Here is a 15270-nt window from a genome sequence, read left to right as displayed (position 1 = left end):
AAAGATTGGTCGTTGAGGAAAAAACAGAAACTAAATTCATTCACAATTGGAAGTGGTATGACTAGTGACAAGGGTGTAGTTTCATCCAGGAGACGTTTGTTTGGCTCCTCGAATATATAAGTCCTGACAGAGACTTCTATATTGCAAGATTGACAGCTTCCCGTTTACATATTCATTCTGAATATAATCCAATAATTCATTGGCATGGTTAGGCTTTTGACGTTTTTCCTGAATATAATGGAGAATTAAAACTTCTATATTCACACACTCACCTTACTTGACAAGTATTTTTTTTCATTAACAATATAACATGGGTATTCAAAAAAATATCATTTTTTGAATATTTTAACTATCGACATATTTATACAAATAAAGGAGTGATTCGGAGTAGGTGGTGGAAAATTTTAACAGGAAATGCAAAAAGAACGGTATTTTACCACTTGCTGTTAAGTCGGCACAAAAAACCCTTGATAATTCAAGGGTTTTTTTGTTGATTTAGGTGATAAAACTGATTTTGCGACGACTTCATGCTTGTATCTTTTGTACAGGTAAAGGTGATAAGCGCAGTTCTGCGGATTCTCTTTTAATGGAGAATAAATAAGCTGCCAAACCTAAGAAGGCTGTAAAAATCAGCATGGCGATCGATGAACTGAAGTCCCCGCCAGACAAGTCACGAAGCCATCCCATGATATAGCTCGAAAAGCCGCCCATGATATTAGTGAATCCAATTAGACCAGCGGCTCGTCCTGCGGTTTCAGGTGTTGAGTATTTTACCATGAGCATATTACTTAGATGGAACACACCTCCTTGACATCCCATTGCCAGTCCCATACATAGTCCTGCCAAAATAGGATTGGGGATGAAGACAGCTACAGTCAAAAAGACAGCTGTCAATGAAAATAGAATCGTGGCCATCAAACTTGGACGTCTGGTTTTGTCAGCCAGAAAACCGCATGCCAAGACAAATCCTAAAGCGAATAGCCAGGAAAGTGAAGTAATGCTCGACATTCCTTCCTTTTCGAATCCTTTTGCCTCAATGAGGTAGGTAGGAAGCCAAATGCTGATTCCGAAAAATAAGAAGGAGCATACGAGCATGCCGAACCAAACAATCCAGAAACGATAATCTTGAGCGAAACTCTTGTTCTCGGAGCGGGCGGTTTCTGTCACTTCATCATCCGTTTGGCGAATGAAAGCCAATTCCTCCTTACTTATCCGGGGGTGCTCTTCTGGCGTATTCCTCGTCATAAAGATGAACATCGGGATATTTATAAATAAGTTGAAAGCTGCAAGCATAAAGAAAGCTGCTTGCCAGTGGAGTAAAGATATCACGAGCACCAAAACAACGGCTCCCATTGCCGGTCCTAAATAGTTTCCGGTAAGCCAAGATGCCTGGGCCCTCCCCAATTCGCGTTTATTAAACCAGTTAGAAATTAGCTTTCCGGAAACCGGAATCATCATCCCTTCACCAAAACCAAGAATGATCCTGCTAATTAAAAATATTTCATATGAATTTGCCAGGCCTGACGTGATCATCGTGATTGTCCAAACGAATAAACCGGCGATGGCTGTTTTACGTGCACCTAATTTATCAATGATGAAGCCCCAAAAAAGATTTGAAACTCCATAAGCAATGGTGAATACAAATGATAGAAGACCGATCTTTGCATTTTTGTCATCGCCTGTTATACCGAGTGCCTGCAGGAATTCCGGATCTGTTTGAATGATGGAAATGCCAACTTTATCAATTTGTCCGAAAAACCAAAAGAAAAAAATTGGAACGGCAATATACAACCATCTTTTTTGCCCATTTAACATAATACCATCTCCTTATCGCTTTTTAGCATTCCTTAAAACACTTACATTTGAGAATAAGTGTTTTACGGTTATCTCTTTAGAAAGGTACTAGTTTTGATTTTTCCCGCCTTTCTTTAAAATTTTGATAGATAAAAAGGAACAGAAGTGTTTTGTAAGGAAAACAAAGTTTTACTTTCTTAACGATAAATTAAAATAATTTGATTGTCAATTTAATATTTTGACAATTTTTTATTTTTGGAATAAACAATCTTATAAGCGCTTTCAGGGAAAAGACGAACTCTTTATCATCCTATTGAGTAGATGGATCTCTATCAAGCCAGGACTTATAATGGAAGTAAATTTAATTCTTTGTGTCAAAAAAACAAATTATTTTCAAATTATTAAAAATTCTGACTTGTTGATATTGAATTTAAAATCAGGAAAATCTATAATTCATTTATATTGTTTTGTATATGAAATACTTAATTTTGGAAAATTACGTGATTTGGCAGAGAATATCGATGTATTAAAATTATTTATTTGTTTTTAATTGTATGATTGGTTATATTTGGTTATATAACAACGAGCTTTTCTATCGAAACGTCAATTAAGCTAGGCCTTCCAAATAGTTTTATATATGTAAATATGCTTTAATTGACACATATACACTATTCTATTTATACATGAAGAGTAATGGATTGTGAGGTAGAAATGGTTGCCAATTTGCAGTACTGCCCAATTCATTATCAGAAATAGGGATAAGGAATAGCGCTTGAAGACACCAGCTTGGTTATCGCTCTCGGCTTTTACTAGCCGTTTTCCGGAAGCGGTGAAAGCGTTGATTATATCTGATGTGACTCGCGGACCAGCTGTTGTTAGCATGAAAGAAAGTAAACGGAAACTTCTGAATTGATTAAAATCCATCGAAATATGATCGGATGAACTTGTAAAGCAGAGGGCAGTGCGCAGCTACTGGCGCCAAAGTTCCTGTCTAGTTAAGGAAGCAAAAGAAAACAGGCAACCATTGAAGTATGCATCAAAAACATTAACCAAATGAACTATCAGAAAAAAATGTACATATACTGCAAGTTCTTCTTTCTAGGTATGAAGAAAGCTTTACTGAATGGGTTATAGTCAGGAGAAAATGAGATTTATTCACAACGGGGGGAATACTCGAATGGCAAGCGAAGAAAAAGAGAAAGAGAAATATAGTGCTAATTCATTGGTTAGAGGCTTGGAAATCATTAAGCTCTTTAATGAAGTACAGCCGAGCTTGTCTCTTTCAGAAATAGCAAAACAACTCGGAGTAAGCAGAACAGTACCATATCGTTTATTATTCACATTACAAAATATTGGTTACTTGTCTCAGGATGAACATACCAAACGTTATAGTTTAACTCCTAAAGTTCTTGAATTGGGATTCAGCTATTTGAATAGCTTGAAATTCCAGGAAATTGTCCAACCATATATGGAGACCTTGCGTGATGAAATCGGAGCCTCCTGCCATCTGTCCATTTTGGATGGACAGGAAGTTGTTTATGTTGGAAGTGCCCCGATTAGAGGCGTATCCGCTGTCAATGTGAACATAGGTTTGCGGCTGCCGGCACATGCTTTGGCCAATGGAAAATTACTTTTGGCATATCAACCGAAAGAAATGCTGATGCAAATGTTCAAAATCTCAAACCTAACTCCTTATACAGACAAAACACTCACCGCGCCTGGTGAATTTCAAAAACAGCTGGAATCGATTCGGCAAAATGGTTATTCGATGACAAGCGGGGAATTCCACCCTGGCATCCGTTCCGTTGCCGCCCCGATTTTTGACAGGACTGGGAAAGTATTGGCTGCCTTGAATGTCGTGGCAACAGAGTCTGCTTACCAGGAGGATTTCATCGATAAAATTGCCTTGCCGAAACTGTTGGAAGTTTCTCGGCAGTTATCCGTTTATATGGGATATAGCGGGGTTAAGCCTTATCAACACGAAGATGTCTGAACGATTTAAAATCTATTAATAAATGAATAACCTCTTTCGAAAGTGTGGATCTCCCAATAGGGAATCCACACTTTTTGTGTTAAGAAAAGCAAATCGTTACAAGTTTATCCCATAGTGCTGAGCGTTCGGATTATAAAATAGTTTTAAATATTCTAAAAACTCGTTGACAATGAACCGTTTTCATTTTAGACTTAATTCATAGACAAAACAATGTTTTGCTTATGAAACATAATGTAGTTTAGAAACAACAAATAAGGGAGGAATTTTAAAATGACAAAAGAAGCATTTTCAGTGAAGGATTTTGAAAAAAAATATGTTGCCCGATTGAAAGACCGTTCGCTTGATTGGGATGTCTTGAAGTTCCAAGAAGAAATCGATCCCGCTTATCGACGCGCACAGATGAGATATATCGGACGTGGTGCGACTGCCAATAACGATACGAATGTAATTGCAGGTGAACATTTCACTTTAAGTACAATGGTGCTGCCTCCGGGATGTATCGGTCCTTTGCACCTTCACGACGATGTTGAAGAAGTGTTTTTCATTCTAGAGGGTGAAGTCACGGCATTAATTCAAGAGGATAGCTACAGTGAAGTGCATGAAATTAAATTAAGTGCGAGAGACTGCATCAGCAGCCCACCAGGGGTTTATCGGGGAATTAGGAATGACGGGGATGTAGAAGCGCGCATGCTCGTGATGTTAGGGGCAGTGAAGCCTAACTTACCGACATATCCTGAAGGCAGTGAACTGGAAGAACTTCGTAAACAACGTTCTAAAGAAAGAGAGGCCATCATTAAAGACTGATCATTTATCCGAAAAGGGCACCTGCATTATGAAAATTAATGAGGCGCCCTTTTCGATTAGACTGTTAAATATGTCCAATGCAAATTATCTAAAGGGCAATCTAAATTATGGGAGGTATAAAAAATGCTTGGGATTACTCATTTACGACATATAAGCATGATAACTCCGAATTTCGACGATCAAGCAGAGTTTTATGAAAAGGTTTGGGGACTGGATAGAGTGGATGTTCCGGAAGAGGAGAATACGGTTTATTTCCGCGGGGCTGGACCGGAACATCATATTTTAAGCCTTCACAAGGGAGAAAAACGAGGTTTGCATCATATAGCTTTTGGCATGGTCGATAAAAATGCGGTGGATCGTGCAGCGGGCATATTACAATCGAAGGGCGTTCGAATTATTGAACCGCCTGGATATTTGGATGAAGCAGGTGCCGGTTATGGCCTGCGGTTTATTGATCCGGAAAACCGCGTGATTGAGCTCTCGGCTTGGGTGGAAGTACAAACGTCTATTTGGAGCAAGAAAAATGTTGATCCAGTGAAACTGAACCATGTTGTAATGAACACAAAGAACTTAGATATGATCGTTGAGTTTTATACGAATGTACTTGGTTTTAAAGTTACTGATTGGAGTGAGCACCAAATGTCTTTTCTAAGGTGCAACAGGAAACATCACTCCATTGCCTTCAATCAAGATGAACATGCGTCAGTCAATCATATCGCATACGAAGTCGATTCCGTGGATGAACTGATGCGGGGAATAAGCAATGTGAGAAAAGCAGGCTTGTCAGAACTTTGGGGGCCTGGACGTCATGGGCCTGGAGACAATATTTTCTGTTATTTTCAAGACCCAGGCGGTTTTGTTATGGAGTATACATGTTATCTGGAAACGATCGAAGATGAATCTGAGTGGAGAGCACGTGTATGGAAACGGGTTCCGCATTTAATGGATCAGTGGGGGGTTGCAGGGCCGCCAAAACCTGAAGCCCGCAAAGCAATGGGAGGAGATCCTGACCCGGGCTGGGTTGATTCTCAGATAGATGATTCAGTCATGGCGGAAAAATGAGGAGGATTATTATTTCCTCCCATGATTCTTGCACGTAGTTATCTTCTTGTATATTAAAGGACAGCGTTTAAGGAAAATGGCTTTGAAAAGGAGTGACGAGAGTGGATTTAGGATTGCAAGGAAAAGTAGCTGTCATAATGGGCGGCACGTCGGGCGTGGGATTAAAAACAGCAGAAATGTTTTTAGCTGAGGGAGCGAAAGTGGCTATATGCGGCAGAAGTGCTGAACGTATGGAAAGTGCACAAAGTCAATTGCTCTCATTTGGTGATAAGGCAGATGTATTTGCATCAACATGTGATGTCACCTCAAAATCGGATGTGGATTCTTTCGTTAATGGTACCGCTGAGAGGTTTGGCGGAATCGATATATTGGTGAATGCAGCCGGTCAAAGCGTGATGGGTCACTTTTTTGACATAACGGATGAACAGTGGGAAGAACAGATTCAGTTAAAGTTCTTTGCCATCATATATGCCGTTCGTGCTTCACATCCCCATTTAGTGAAAAGGGGAGGAGGGCGGATTATTAATATTAATGCAACGCTGGCTAAAGAACCTGAACGTCATATGGTAGCTACTGCAGCAGCAAGGGCTGGTCTCCTTAATTTAAGCAAAACCTTGTCCCAGGAATTGGCTTTTGACAATATATTGGTTAATTCAGTGAGTCTTGGATTGATCCGGACGGATCAATGGGAGCGAAGAAGATTGAAAAATGCACCTGATATGGACCCTGAAGAGTATTACAGAGACCTTGCGAAAAAACGGAATATCCCTCTTGGCCGCGTAGGTGAAGCGGAAGAAGTGGCCAGTGTCATTGTTTTCCTTGCTTCAGACAAAGCAAGTTATGTAGCGGGTTCGACGATTGAGACGGCAGGAGCGATCGGAAAGGCACTATAAATATATTACTAAAAAAGGTAGGGTAACGCGATGAAAATACAAGAAAAAATAGAGTTTACGACCGCCGATTCCATCGTAAAGGAGCTTGTTCAAGCAGGAGTGGAAGCTGCTTTCGGGATTGTCAGTATTCACAATATGCCAATCTATGATGCAATTCTTAGAGAAGGGAGCATCAAACTCATTTGTTCACGCGGTGAGAGCGGTGCCGTAAATATGGCTGATGGATATGCCCGCGCCACTGGGAAATTGGGTGTAGTGATTACAAGTACCGGAACAGGGGCAGGAAATGCTGCTGGTTCATTAGTGGAAGCATGGGCGGCTGGTGTCCCCCTTCTTCATCTTACCGGTGAGGTGGCTTCTTCTTATCTTGGTACAGGTAAAGGATACATACATGAGTGTAAAGACCAGCTTTCAATGATGAGCGGAGCTTGTAAAAATGCAGTGAGGCTTAGAAACCCTGACCAATCTGCAGCAGTAGTAAGGAAGGCGATCCAAGAAGCTTTAACTGCACCAACGGGTCCTGTTACATTGGAAATCCCCATTGACTTTCAATCAGCGATCATAGAAGATCTTTCACTCGAAGGGATGCGGGCTTCAACATCTGAAACAAATTCATTGCCATTTATTCCTGAACAAGCCGTGCAAAAAATGGTAGGCGCACGCCGTCCTGTAATATGGGCTGGTGGTGGAGTCATCAGTGCCAATGCTTCGCAAGAGTTGCAAAAATTAGCGGAACTCCTTGGTGCAGCGGTTATAACAAGTCAGTCAGGAAAAGGGGCGATTCCAGAAAACCATGAACAATGCATAGGACATTTTGCGGCATATGAAACAACAAAAGAGTTTTTAAGAAATGCAGATTTATTGATTAGCGTAGGTGTAAGGTTTAGGGGGAATGAAACATCCAACTGGAAAGTGCCGGTGCCACAAGAACATATAGCGATCGATGCGGATTGGCAGGCCATTAACCGGAACTATAAAGCTTCGTTAGGTTTGGTTGGCGATGCAAAAGATATGCTGGCTGCCATCATTCAAAAGCTCGAAGAACATTCAATTCATGCGGAACCTTCTTATTTACAAGAAGTTCTTTCGCTTAGAAATGAAGTGCGCGCTCAACTCAGGGAAACGCTTGGACCTTATGAGCAATTTGTGGATGGTATGAGGGAAATATTACCAGTCGATACCATTCTGGTTCGTGATGTAACCGTACAGGCAAACGTCTGGGGCAGCCGTTTATTTGAAATCTATGAACCGAGAACATCCATTCATGCATCAGGCGGCGGAATTGGTCAAGGTCTTCCAACAGCAATCGGTGCCCAAATGGGGTGTCAAGATAAAACCGTCGTTCTTATGGCTGGAGATGGTGGGTTTATGGTGAATGTCGGGGAAATGGTTACTGCAGCCGAAGAAAACTTACCAATTATCATCGTATTGTTTGATGACTCAGGCTATGGGGTTCTTCGCAATATTCAAACAGCCGCATATGGTCGGCAGGTAGCCGTTGATTTATTGAGTCCTGATTTTGTGAAACTTGCTGAGTCCATGCATTTTGATGCAGTGCGTATTGGTTCTGGAGATGAATTCATATCCGAACTGAAAAAGGCAAAGGAAAGACGTAAACCTTCAATGATCGTTGTTGATATGGAAGCTGTGGGGCCAATGGCCAAGCCATTTGGCGGACCGCCAGGAGCTGCAGAAGCATTCAAGCCCAAAAAACTATAAGGAGGATTGACAATGATTTCGACATACCCATTTGTTTCAGGAAAATATCTAGTTAATGGAGAATGGATAGAATTACCGGAAAAAGTCGATGTAGTAAATCCGGCAATTACATCGGAAGTAGTTGGCCAGGTGGCAAAATGCTCTGAAGAAATCGTGAATGACGCGATTGAAGCGGCAGAAAATGCTTATGAAACGTGGTCTCGCTCTGATATCGGGGAACGGGCTAAACGAATGAACACTGCGGCAGAAGAACTCTCAAAAGTTATCGAGGAAAATGTTACAGTGTTTGTACGTGAAAATGGCAAAACACTTGTTGAAGCTAAAAAGGATTTACTGCGCTGTGTTGAAGTCATGAAGGGCTGTGCAGCAGAGTTACTTGATTGGTGGAAGCCTGAAGTGCTCCCTGGAAATCAAAAAGTCCAGATCCGAAGAAGGGCAAGAGGAGTCACGGCTATAATCACACCGTGGAATTCTCCGATGATATTAACATTTAAACGGGTCATACCTGCTGTTTTGGCAGGCAATGCCGTTGTCGTAAAACCTGCAACGAATTGTCCTTTAACGATAATGACCTGTTTAAAAGTAGTTGCTGAACATTTTCCTCCAGGAGTCATCAATATAGTATCGGGATCAGGAAAAGCAATCGGCGACAAACTATGTTCCGATTCACGTGTACGGACATTGGCGTTTGTCGGAAGTACTGAAACCGGAAAAGATATCATGCAGAAATCAGCTGGAAATTTGCAAAAAGTATATATGGAACTTGGCGGCAATGATCCTGCCATCATTTTGGAAGATGCCAATTTGGATGAAGCGGCCATCAAACGTTTGAGGATGGGGATTTTACGGGCAGCGGGTCAGGTCTGTTCTGCAGTAAAAAGAGTGTATGTCCAAGAATCACGTTATGATGAGGTTGTGGAAAAGCTGACCAAAGAGTTTAGCCGGATGGTAATTGGTGATGGCATTCAGCCTGATGTAACTATGGGTCCATTGAATAATAAAGCGCAATATGACTTTGTTAATGGCTTGATCGAACGTACCGCTAAGGCAGGAGGGAATATTATCACAACCGGCATACAGCTGAATCCGGAAACTTGGGATAAAGGTTATTATATGCTTCCTTCCATTATTACTGGCGTCGATCAGAAGAGCGAATTGGTTCGGGTGGAACAATTCGGACCCATCATTCCAATTTTACCTTTCAAAGATATTGATGAAGCTGTAAAATTAGCGAATGATAGTGAGTTTGCCTTGCGTGCTTCTGTTTGGACCGAGAATGAAGATATCGCTGTCGAAATGGCAGATCGCCTTGAAGCTGGTGCGGTTTTCCATAATAATCATACCGTTTTCAGCGACTTGGCTCTGGATTTCCCAGGCTTGAAAGAAAGTGGTGTTTCCCGGGAAACAAGACATTGCGGGCTGGAATTCTTTGCGGACTCATACGGGTTTGCTGATTGAGGAAGGATGAAACTACATGAAGTTAGGTTTAATCGGGTGCGGTAATATCGGGAAATTTCTGCTTCAGGCAATAAATAACGACGGGCTTCTTCCAGGTGGGAAAATCGTTGCGATTTATGCCCGCCGTGAAGAAATCGCGGCACAACTAGCTGAAGAATTCAGGACACAGCCATATCGTGATGTCGACGAACTCCTTAAATCAGATGTAGATTTAGTCATAGAGGCTGCAACGATTGAAGCAGCTGAAGAGTATGCGTTGAAAGTGCTTAAAAACGGGAAGGATCTCTTGCTGAGCAGCATAGGCGTGATGGCGAATTCTGCATTTGAAGAACAATCGAATCAGATTTGTAAAATGAATAACGTGAATATTCTCCTTCCGTCTGGTGCGATTGGAGGTCTCGATGTACTTAAGTCGGCAAAAGCGGTGAATGGCCTTGAATCTGTTTGCATCACTACAAGAAAACCGCCAAACGCATTGCCTGCAGGTTCTACAGTGACAGAAGAAACGGTATTATTTGAAGGATCTGCTGCAGAAGCGATCAAACAGTTTCCGAGAAACATTAATGTGGCGATTGTACTGTCCATGGCTGGTCTTGGATCTGAAAAGACGAAAGTGAAAATCATTGCCGATCCAAATGTGTTAAAAAACAATCACCTGATAGAAGCGTCAGGTTCGTTCGGGAAACTGAAACTGGAAGTGGAAAATGATCCGATGCCAAATAATCCAAAAACGAGTTATCTAGCGGCATTAAGTGTTTTGGCTACTCTGCAAAATAAGGAGAAGAGCGTTCAAATCGGGTAAAGGCCTATGATGTAAAGCTTGAAGGGAGAGAAAAAGTATGCTTAAAACTGATAAATCCTTAGAAGAAATGTCGAAACAGCAAGTTATTAACTATCTGAACGAAACGGTTAAACCAGAGGAAGGCGCTATACCTGCATACCTCCTTGGAGACCCAAAGGTTTATGATATAGAACATGAAAAAGTGTTTTTGAAAACATGGGTTTTTATCGGTCATGATTCTGAAGTACCAAACAAAGGAGACTTCATGACACGTGAACTGGCTGGCTACTCGCTCATCATCACTCGTGATGCTGAAGGGGATATCAGGGCATTTTATAATATGTGTACACATCGCGGAATGAAACTATGCCGTGCAGATAAAGGGAACAAGTCATTATTTACGTGTCCTTACCATGGGTTTAATTTCAAAAACACTGGTGAGCTCGTAGGGGTGCCATTACAAAAGGACATATATGGGGGCAACCTTGACCGGGCGGAAATGGGCCTTCACAAAGTGAAGCTTGAATCCTATAAAGGTCTTTTATTTGGAACTTGGAATGAAGATGCAGAACCGCTTGAAGAGTTTCTTGGAGACATTAAATGGTATTTGGATATACTCGTAGGTCGTGCAGAAATGGAAGTAATCGGGGTTCCGCAAAGGTTCGTTGTTAATTCAAATTGGAAAGTTGGTTCCGATAACTTTGTTGGTGATTCCTATCACACGATGGTCACACACGGATCCATTGCCAAACTGGGCATGGTGCCCAATGCTACCTATTCAAAGCGCGGTTTTCAAATCCATACGGAAAACGGGCATGGACTGAACTTAGGGACACCTAACCCTGAATTCGCTTTCCCGGAAGAATTGAAAGATGAATTTAAAACTAATTTGTCAGAAGAACAATATGGAGTGTTATCAAACTTAAAGAATATGATTGGGAATGTCTTCCCTAACCTATCATTTTTAATATCCCATACAAAAATCAAAGACCAATTCATCTCCAACACTTCAATAAGAATGTGGCGGCCAATCGGTCACAATAAAATGGAAGTGATTGCTTGGATGCTCGTGGAAAAGAACGCCTCCCAAGATTGGAAAGATAGATCAAGAGATTCATTTATCTTGACCTTTAGTCCATCCGGTATTTTCGAACAGGATGATACGGAAGTTTTTACTGATATAACTGAAGCAGCCCAAGGCCCAATGCCTTTCCTAAAGAATCTAACCTACAATTATACAATGGGTCTTCATCGAAAACCAGTTGATTTTATAGGTCCTGGTGTTGCTTACGATGATAAATTCACTGAAGCGAGCCAAAGGAATTTTTACAAGTACTGGCTTGAATTGATGACGAAATGATAAGCGGGAGGGGGAACGGAAATGAATGTGGAGAAAATGTTGCTCAAATGTCAATTTGAACAGTGGCTGTATGATGAAGCTCAATTACTGGATGATATTGAATTTGATGATTGGTTCGATTTAATGCATTCGAGCTTACGTTATCAAATGCCTGTACGTGTTAATAAAGAAGGGGTGGAACGCCCGGATTATTCAACGGACATGTTTACATTTAATGATGATATTGAGCTGCTTAAACTGCGCGTGGATCGTTTGAAAACGGATTATGCTTGGGCGGAAATACCGCCATCAAGAACACGGCGTTTTGTTTCAAATGTACGTGTTAAAGACTATGTTGAAGGTGAAAAGGCAGTCGTCAAGAGCTATCTGCTTATCTATCGAAGCCGCAGCACGGATATTCAACATGATCTGATTTCGGGGGAACGAAATGATGAATTCATTTTCGAAGAAGGTAAATGGAAACTTTCCAAACGAATATTCATTGTTGATCAATCAACGATAAATACCAGAAATCTTGCTATCTTCGTATAATATTGACTTGGTTAAAAAGAGGAGGCTGGTTACAATGGCAATGGCGTTAAAGGATAAAGTAGTGTTGATTACCGGTGGCAATTCAGGTATCGGGGAGGCTGTCACTAGACGTTTCATACAAGAAGGGGCAAAAGTCAGCATCATCGGCCGCTCGATAGAAACGCTAAAGAAAATGAAAGCGGAATTTGGTGAAGAGATTCTCATTAACCAAGGCGATGTAAGCAAATATGAAGACAATGAGAGGGCTGTCCAGGCCACTGTCGAGCAATTTGGAAAGCTGGATGTTTTCGTTGCCAATGCAGGAGTCTTTGATGGATTTGCTAAATTTGCAGACGTAACTCCCGATGCACTATCCGATGCATATGATTTTCTGATTGATATTAACGTTAAAGGATCCTTCTTCGGTGCTAAAGCCGCTCTTGAAGAACTGCAAAAATCGAATGGCAATATTATTTTCACCGTATCCGGTGCCAGTTTTTATCCGGATGGCGGCGGGGTGTGGTACACAGCAAGCAAGCATGCCCAAATAGGGCTGATGCGCCAACTTGCCTTTGAACTCGCTCCTAACATCAGGGTGAATGCTGTAGCGCCTGGTGGCACTCTGACCGCATTATCGGTCATTCCTCCCCTACGTCCATTCGTTAAAATCGTGGATAATGAAACGAAGGCAAATAGCATAAAAAAAAGAAACCCTCTACAGCTTGCACAGCTGCCCGAAGATCATGTAGCTGCATATGTCCTGTTGGCATCTGACGCAGCGCGTGCAATTACCGGTGAAGTCATCTCCAGTGATGGAGGATTGTCCGTTCGCGGACTGGGTTGAGTTCATAATAAAATAAACTATGGAAGTAGGTTTATTAGTATGGCTGAATCACTATTGGGCAATAGGAATATTAATCAACTCGCATTTGTTGTAAAAGATATTGAAGCTGCTAATCTAGCTTTCACAAGACTGCTGGGCATTAAGAAGGCAGAACCATTTCTAACTGGTGACAGTTCTGTTTCGAAAGTCACTTTTAGAGGTGTACCAACGGAATCGAAATCCAAACTGGCTTTCCTGAATACGCCGACCGTCCAATTTGAACTAATAGAACCCGATAAAAATCCAGGAACGATGCGTGAGTTCCTGGATGAAGTAGGTGAAGGGATCCACCATATAGCTTTTGATGTGGACTCTATCCAAAAGAGGCTGCCAATCATGGAGAAAAATGGTTACCCAGCTTTGCAAACGGGTGAATTCACTTCAAGTGAAGGCCGATATGTATATGTGGATACACTAGATGATCACAAAACGTTAGTTGAACTGCTTGAAAGTGCGGAGCCAAGAGTAACGGCATGGGAAAGACCGGAAGATGACAGCATTCAGCCGCTACTAGGGACTAACAAAGTGGAACAGCTTGCGTTTGTTGTCAAAGACCTTGATGCGGCTGCAGATGCATATTGTAAGTTGTTGGGTATTGAAAAACCTCCCATCATCCATTCTGGTTCATCCGATATTACAAACGTGATTTACAAAGGGAAGCCCACTGAAGGAAAATCAAAATATATGTTCATCGATACTCCGTTAATTCAAATTGAATTGATCGAGCCGGGCGAATCACCCAGTACGTGGAAAGATCATCTTGAAACATATGGTGAGGGTGTTCACCACATCTCTTTTGTCGTTAAAGACATGGAGGCTAAAATGAAGATGCTGGAAGAAATGGGCTATCCGGTCATACAGACAGGAAACTTTTTTAACGGAAAAGGCCGGTATGCCTATATGGATACAAAAGCGACCTTTAATGTGATTATTGAATTGCTGGAACGTTACGAAGAGTAAACAAGTAACCATTGATCATCAAAAGGTGTTTGGATGAATTGTCTGGGCAATTGGAACTTACATAATTAGGAATAAGAACCCCAGCGGTCATTCAATCGAAAAACCTAGCCATTTTCCCACCTAATCAGCTGATTAACTACCTAGAAGCGAAACCGTAAAAAGCATACAAGGCAATGGTCGGGAAGGGGACTTCAACCATGGCCTTGTACGGTTCGAATAAAAGTGAAAAATTTAACATCATACGAAAAAAATCATTGACGAATAATTCAGAATATTAATATTGTTAAAAACATTTAGGCTCCCTTTTATGTTAAGTTAATTGTGATACACGTTTTATGTTATCAAGGTAATAGTCATAGTTTTTTGGGATATGGATCGTATTGACCTATATTGCTTTTTCTGCATCTTTGTCACGAATGGCATGGATTACCTGTAAGTGCTCGTTGTTTCGTGCCTCATACCAAGATTTATCAACCATTGTAACATCTTCATTACGGGCGGATAAAAAGGAAATTCGAAAAGAAAGCCATAATGAATCCGTAGTTTTTTGGAGAAAGGTATTTCTCGAGTAGGAATATAATAAGCGGTGAAATTCAATGTTTGCACGACTTGCCGCTATTCGGTCATTACTACTAATTGCCTGTTGCTGTTTATCCGTTGCCCATTCCAGTTTTTTAATTCCTCTTCCGTAATTCCTTCACAAGCTATTTGTATAGAATAGTTTTCAAGCATTTTCCTGATTTCCAATTCCTGCTGTAAAAGTTCAATATCCACATTGGATATGACCATCCCTATACCAGGTTTCACCTGAAGCAAATTTTCCTGTTCTAATTTCCTCAAAGCTTCACGATCCGGTGTACGGCTACAATTGAATTGCTGGGCAATATCATCCTCCGTTAAACGGTCTCCGTGCAAAAATATCCCTTCAATGATCGCATTTTTTATAACAAAAAATATAGCTTCCCTTAAGGGCTTAGAAGAATAATGTTCTATTTGTTCTGGAATATATTGATAGTGATTGGTTTCCATGTTGCTCTTTTCTAAAATCCAATT

At 41.2% G+C, this 15270-nt stretch carries 16 protein-coding genes; 12 read left to right on the top strand and 4 right to left on the bottom strand.

Going from position 1 to position 15270, the window contains the following annotated elements:
• Positions 1 to 81: 81 nt before the first annotated feature.
• Entirely contained in the window at positions 82 to 264 is a 183-nt protein-coding gene (gene yppF, locus ACFX4I_RS04570; RefSeq protein ID WP_377419377.1) for a YppF family protein, read from the bottom strand.
• 261 nt (positions 265 to 525) lie between these two features.
• Complete coding sequence (locus ACFX4I_RS04565) at positions 526 to 1815, bottom strand: MFS transporter (RefSeq protein WP_377419375.1); 1290 nt, start codon at positions 1813 to 1815, stop codon at positions 526 to 528.
• A gap of 751 nt (positions 1816 to 2566) precedes the next feature.
• Between ACFX4I_RS04565 and ACFX4I_RS04560 the strand changes: the two genes are divergently transcribed.
• From ACFX4I_RS04560 to ACFX4I_RS04505, 12 genes are all read left to right on the top strand, one after another.
• Positions 2567 to 2707, top strand: coding sequence for a hypothetical protein (locus tag ACFX4I_RS04560; protein WP_230304276.1), 141 nt, complete (start codon positions 2567 to 2569; stop codon positions 2705 to 2707).
• A 264-nt stretch (positions 2708 to 2971) separates the two neighbouring features.
• Positions 2972 to 3787, top strand: coding sequence for an IclR family transcriptional regulator (locus tag ACFX4I_RS04555; protein WP_137020733.1), 816 nt, complete (start codon positions 2972 to 2974; stop codon positions 3785 to 3787).
• 270 nt (positions 3788 to 4057) lie between these two features.
• Positions 4058 to 4591 carry a cupin domain-containing protein gene (locus tag ACFX4I_RS04550; RefSeq protein ID WP_098371925.1) on the top strand — a complete coding sequence of 178 codons (534 nt, stop codon included), beginning with the start codon at positions 4058 to 4060 and terminating at the stop codon, positions 4589 to 4591.
• Between the two features lie 123 nt (positions 4592 to 4714).
• Positions 4715 to 5653, top strand: a complete 939-nt coding sequence (locus ACFX4I_RS04545) for a VOC family protein (protein ID WP_377419372.1) — start codon at positions 4715 to 4717, stop codon at positions 5651 to 5653.
• 101 nt (positions 5654 to 5754) lie between these two features.
• Positions 5755 to 6546 carry an SDR family oxidoreductase gene (locus ACFX4I_RS04540; protein WP_377419370.1) on the top strand — a complete coding sequence of 264 codons (792 nt, stop codon included), beginning with the start codon at positions 5755 to 5757 and terminating at the stop codon, positions 6544 to 6546.
• A gap of 30 nt (positions 6547 to 6576) precedes the next feature.
• Positions 6577 to 8265: a thiamine pyrophosphate-binding protein gene (locus tag ACFX4I_RS04535; protein ID WP_377419368.1), complete on the top strand. Its 1689-nt coding sequence runs from the start codon at positions 6577 to 6579 to the stop codon at positions 8263 to 8265.
• A 12-nt stretch (positions 8266 to 8277) separates the two neighbouring features.
• Positions 8278 to 9723, top strand: a complete 1446-nt coding sequence (locus ACFX4I_RS04530) for an aldehyde dehydrogenase family protein (protein WP_377419366.1) — start codon at positions 8278 to 8280, stop codon at positions 9721 to 9723.
• Between the two features lie 16 nt (positions 9724 to 9739).
• On the top strand, positions 9740 to 10525 hold the full coding sequence (gene nadX, locus ACFX4I_RS04525) for an aspartate dehydrogenase (protein WP_377419364.1): 786 nt from the start codon (positions 9740 to 9742) through the stop codon (positions 10523 to 10525).
• Between the two features lie 37 nt (positions 10526 to 10562).
• On the top strand, positions 10563 to 11864 hold the full coding sequence (locus ACFX4I_RS04520; protein WP_377419362.1) for an aromatic ring-hydroxylating oxygenase subunit alpha: 1302 nt from the start codon (positions 10563 to 10565) through the stop codon (positions 11862 to 11864).
• Between the two features lie 21 nt (positions 11865 to 11885).
• On the top strand, positions 11886 to 12395 hold the full coding sequence (locus ACFX4I_RS04515; RefSeq protein WP_034312295.1) for an aromatic-ring-hydroxylating dioxygenase subunit beta: 510 nt from the start codon (positions 11886 to 11888) through the stop codon (positions 12393 to 12395).
• A 34-nt stretch (positions 12396 to 12429) separates the two neighbouring features.
• Positions 12430 to 13218, top strand: coding sequence for an SDR family NAD(P)-dependent oxidoreductase (locus tag ACFX4I_RS04510; RefSeq protein ID WP_222619771.1), 789 nt, complete (start codon positions 12430 to 12432; stop codon positions 13216 to 13218).
• Between the two features lie 39 nt (positions 13219 to 13257).
• On the top strand, positions 13258 to 14217 hold the full coding sequence (locus ACFX4I_RS04505; RefSeq protein WP_377419360.1) for a VOC family protein: 960 nt from the start codon (positions 13258 to 13260) through the stop codon (positions 14215 to 14217).
• A 385-nt stretch (positions 14218 to 14602) separates the two neighbouring features.
• On the opposite strand, the gene ACFX4I_RS04500 is transcribed toward ACFX4I_RS04505, so the two are convergent.
• The gene (locus ACFX4I_RS04500; protein ID WP_377419550.1) at positions 14603 to 14854 is read right to left on the bottom strand and encodes an FCD domain-containing protein; all 252 of its coding nucleotides are present in this window, start codon (positions 14852 to 14854) and stop codon (positions 14603 to 14605) included.
• Positions 14833 to 15246 (bottom strand): GntR family transcriptional regulator, encoded by a 414-nt coding sequence (locus tag ACFX4I_RS04495; protein ID WP_377419358.1) that lies wholly within the window; start codon positions 15244 to 15246, stop codon positions 14833 to 14835. Before ACFX4I_RS04495 ends, ACFX4I_RS04500 begins: the two co-directional genes overlap by 22 nt.
• Between the last annotated feature and the right edge of the window lie 24 nt (positions 15247 to 15270).

Source organism: Peribacillus sp. YIM B13472, from assembly GCF_042788005.1.
Classification (GTDB): Bacteria; Bacillota; Bacilli; order Bacillales; family DSM-1321; genus Peribacillus; species Peribacillus simplex_E.
The sequence above is the reverse complement of the archived record's forward strand: the minus strand, read 5'-3'. Positions and strand labels throughout refer to the sequence as shown.

Excerpts from the sequence above, each read along its gene's own strand:
- ACFX4I_RS04545 (WP_377419372.1), top strand. The coding sequence starts at position 4,715 with ATGCTTGGGATTACTCATTTACGACATATAAGCATGATAACTCCGAAT.
- ACFX4I_RS04550 (WP_098371925.1), top strand. The coding sequence starts at position 4,058 with ATGACAAAAGAAGCATTTTCAGTGAAGGATTTTGAAAAAAAATATGTT.
- ACFX4I_RS04530 (WP_377419366.1), top strand. The coding sequence starts at position 8,278 with ATGATTTCGACATACCCATTTGTTTCAGGAAAATATCTAGTTAATGGA.
- ACFX4I_RS04535 (WP_377419368.1), top strand. The coding sequence starts at position 6,577 with ATGAAAATACAAGAAAAAATAGAGTTTACGACCGCCGATTCCATCGTA.
- nadX (WP_377419364.1), top strand. The coding sequence starts at position 9,740 with ATGAAGTTAGGTTTAATCGGGTGCGGTAATATCGGGAAATTTCTGCTT.
- ACFX4I_RS04510 (WP_222619771.1), top strand. The coding sequence starts at position 12,430 with ATGGCAATGGCGTTAAAGGATAAAGTAGTGTTGATTACCGGTGGCAAT.
- ACFX4I_RS04520 (WP_377419362.1), top strand. The coding sequence starts at position 10,563 with ATGCTTAAAACTGATAAATCCTTAGAAGAAATGTCGAAACAGCAAGTT.
- ACFX4I_RS04515 (WP_034312295.1), top strand. The coding sequence starts at position 11,886 with ATGAATGTGGAGAAAATGTTGCTCAAATGTCAATTTGAACAGTGGCTG.
- ACFX4I_RS04565 (WP_377419375.1), bottom strand. The coding sequence starts at position 1,815 with ATGTTAAATGGGCAAAAAAGATGGTTGTATATTGCCGTTCCAATTTTT.
- ACFX4I_RS04555 (WP_137020733.1), top strand. The coding sequence starts at position 2,972 with ATGGCAAGCGAAGAAAAAGAGAAAGAGAAATATAGTGCTAATTCATTG.
- ACFX4I_RS04505 (WP_377419360.1), top strand. The coding sequence starts at position 13,258 with ATGGCTGAATCACTATTGGGCAATAGGAATATTAATCAACTCGCATTT.
- ACFX4I_RS04495 (WP_377419358.1), bottom strand. The coding sequence starts at position 15,246 with ATGGAAACCAATCACTATCAATATATTCCAGAACAAATAGAACATTAT.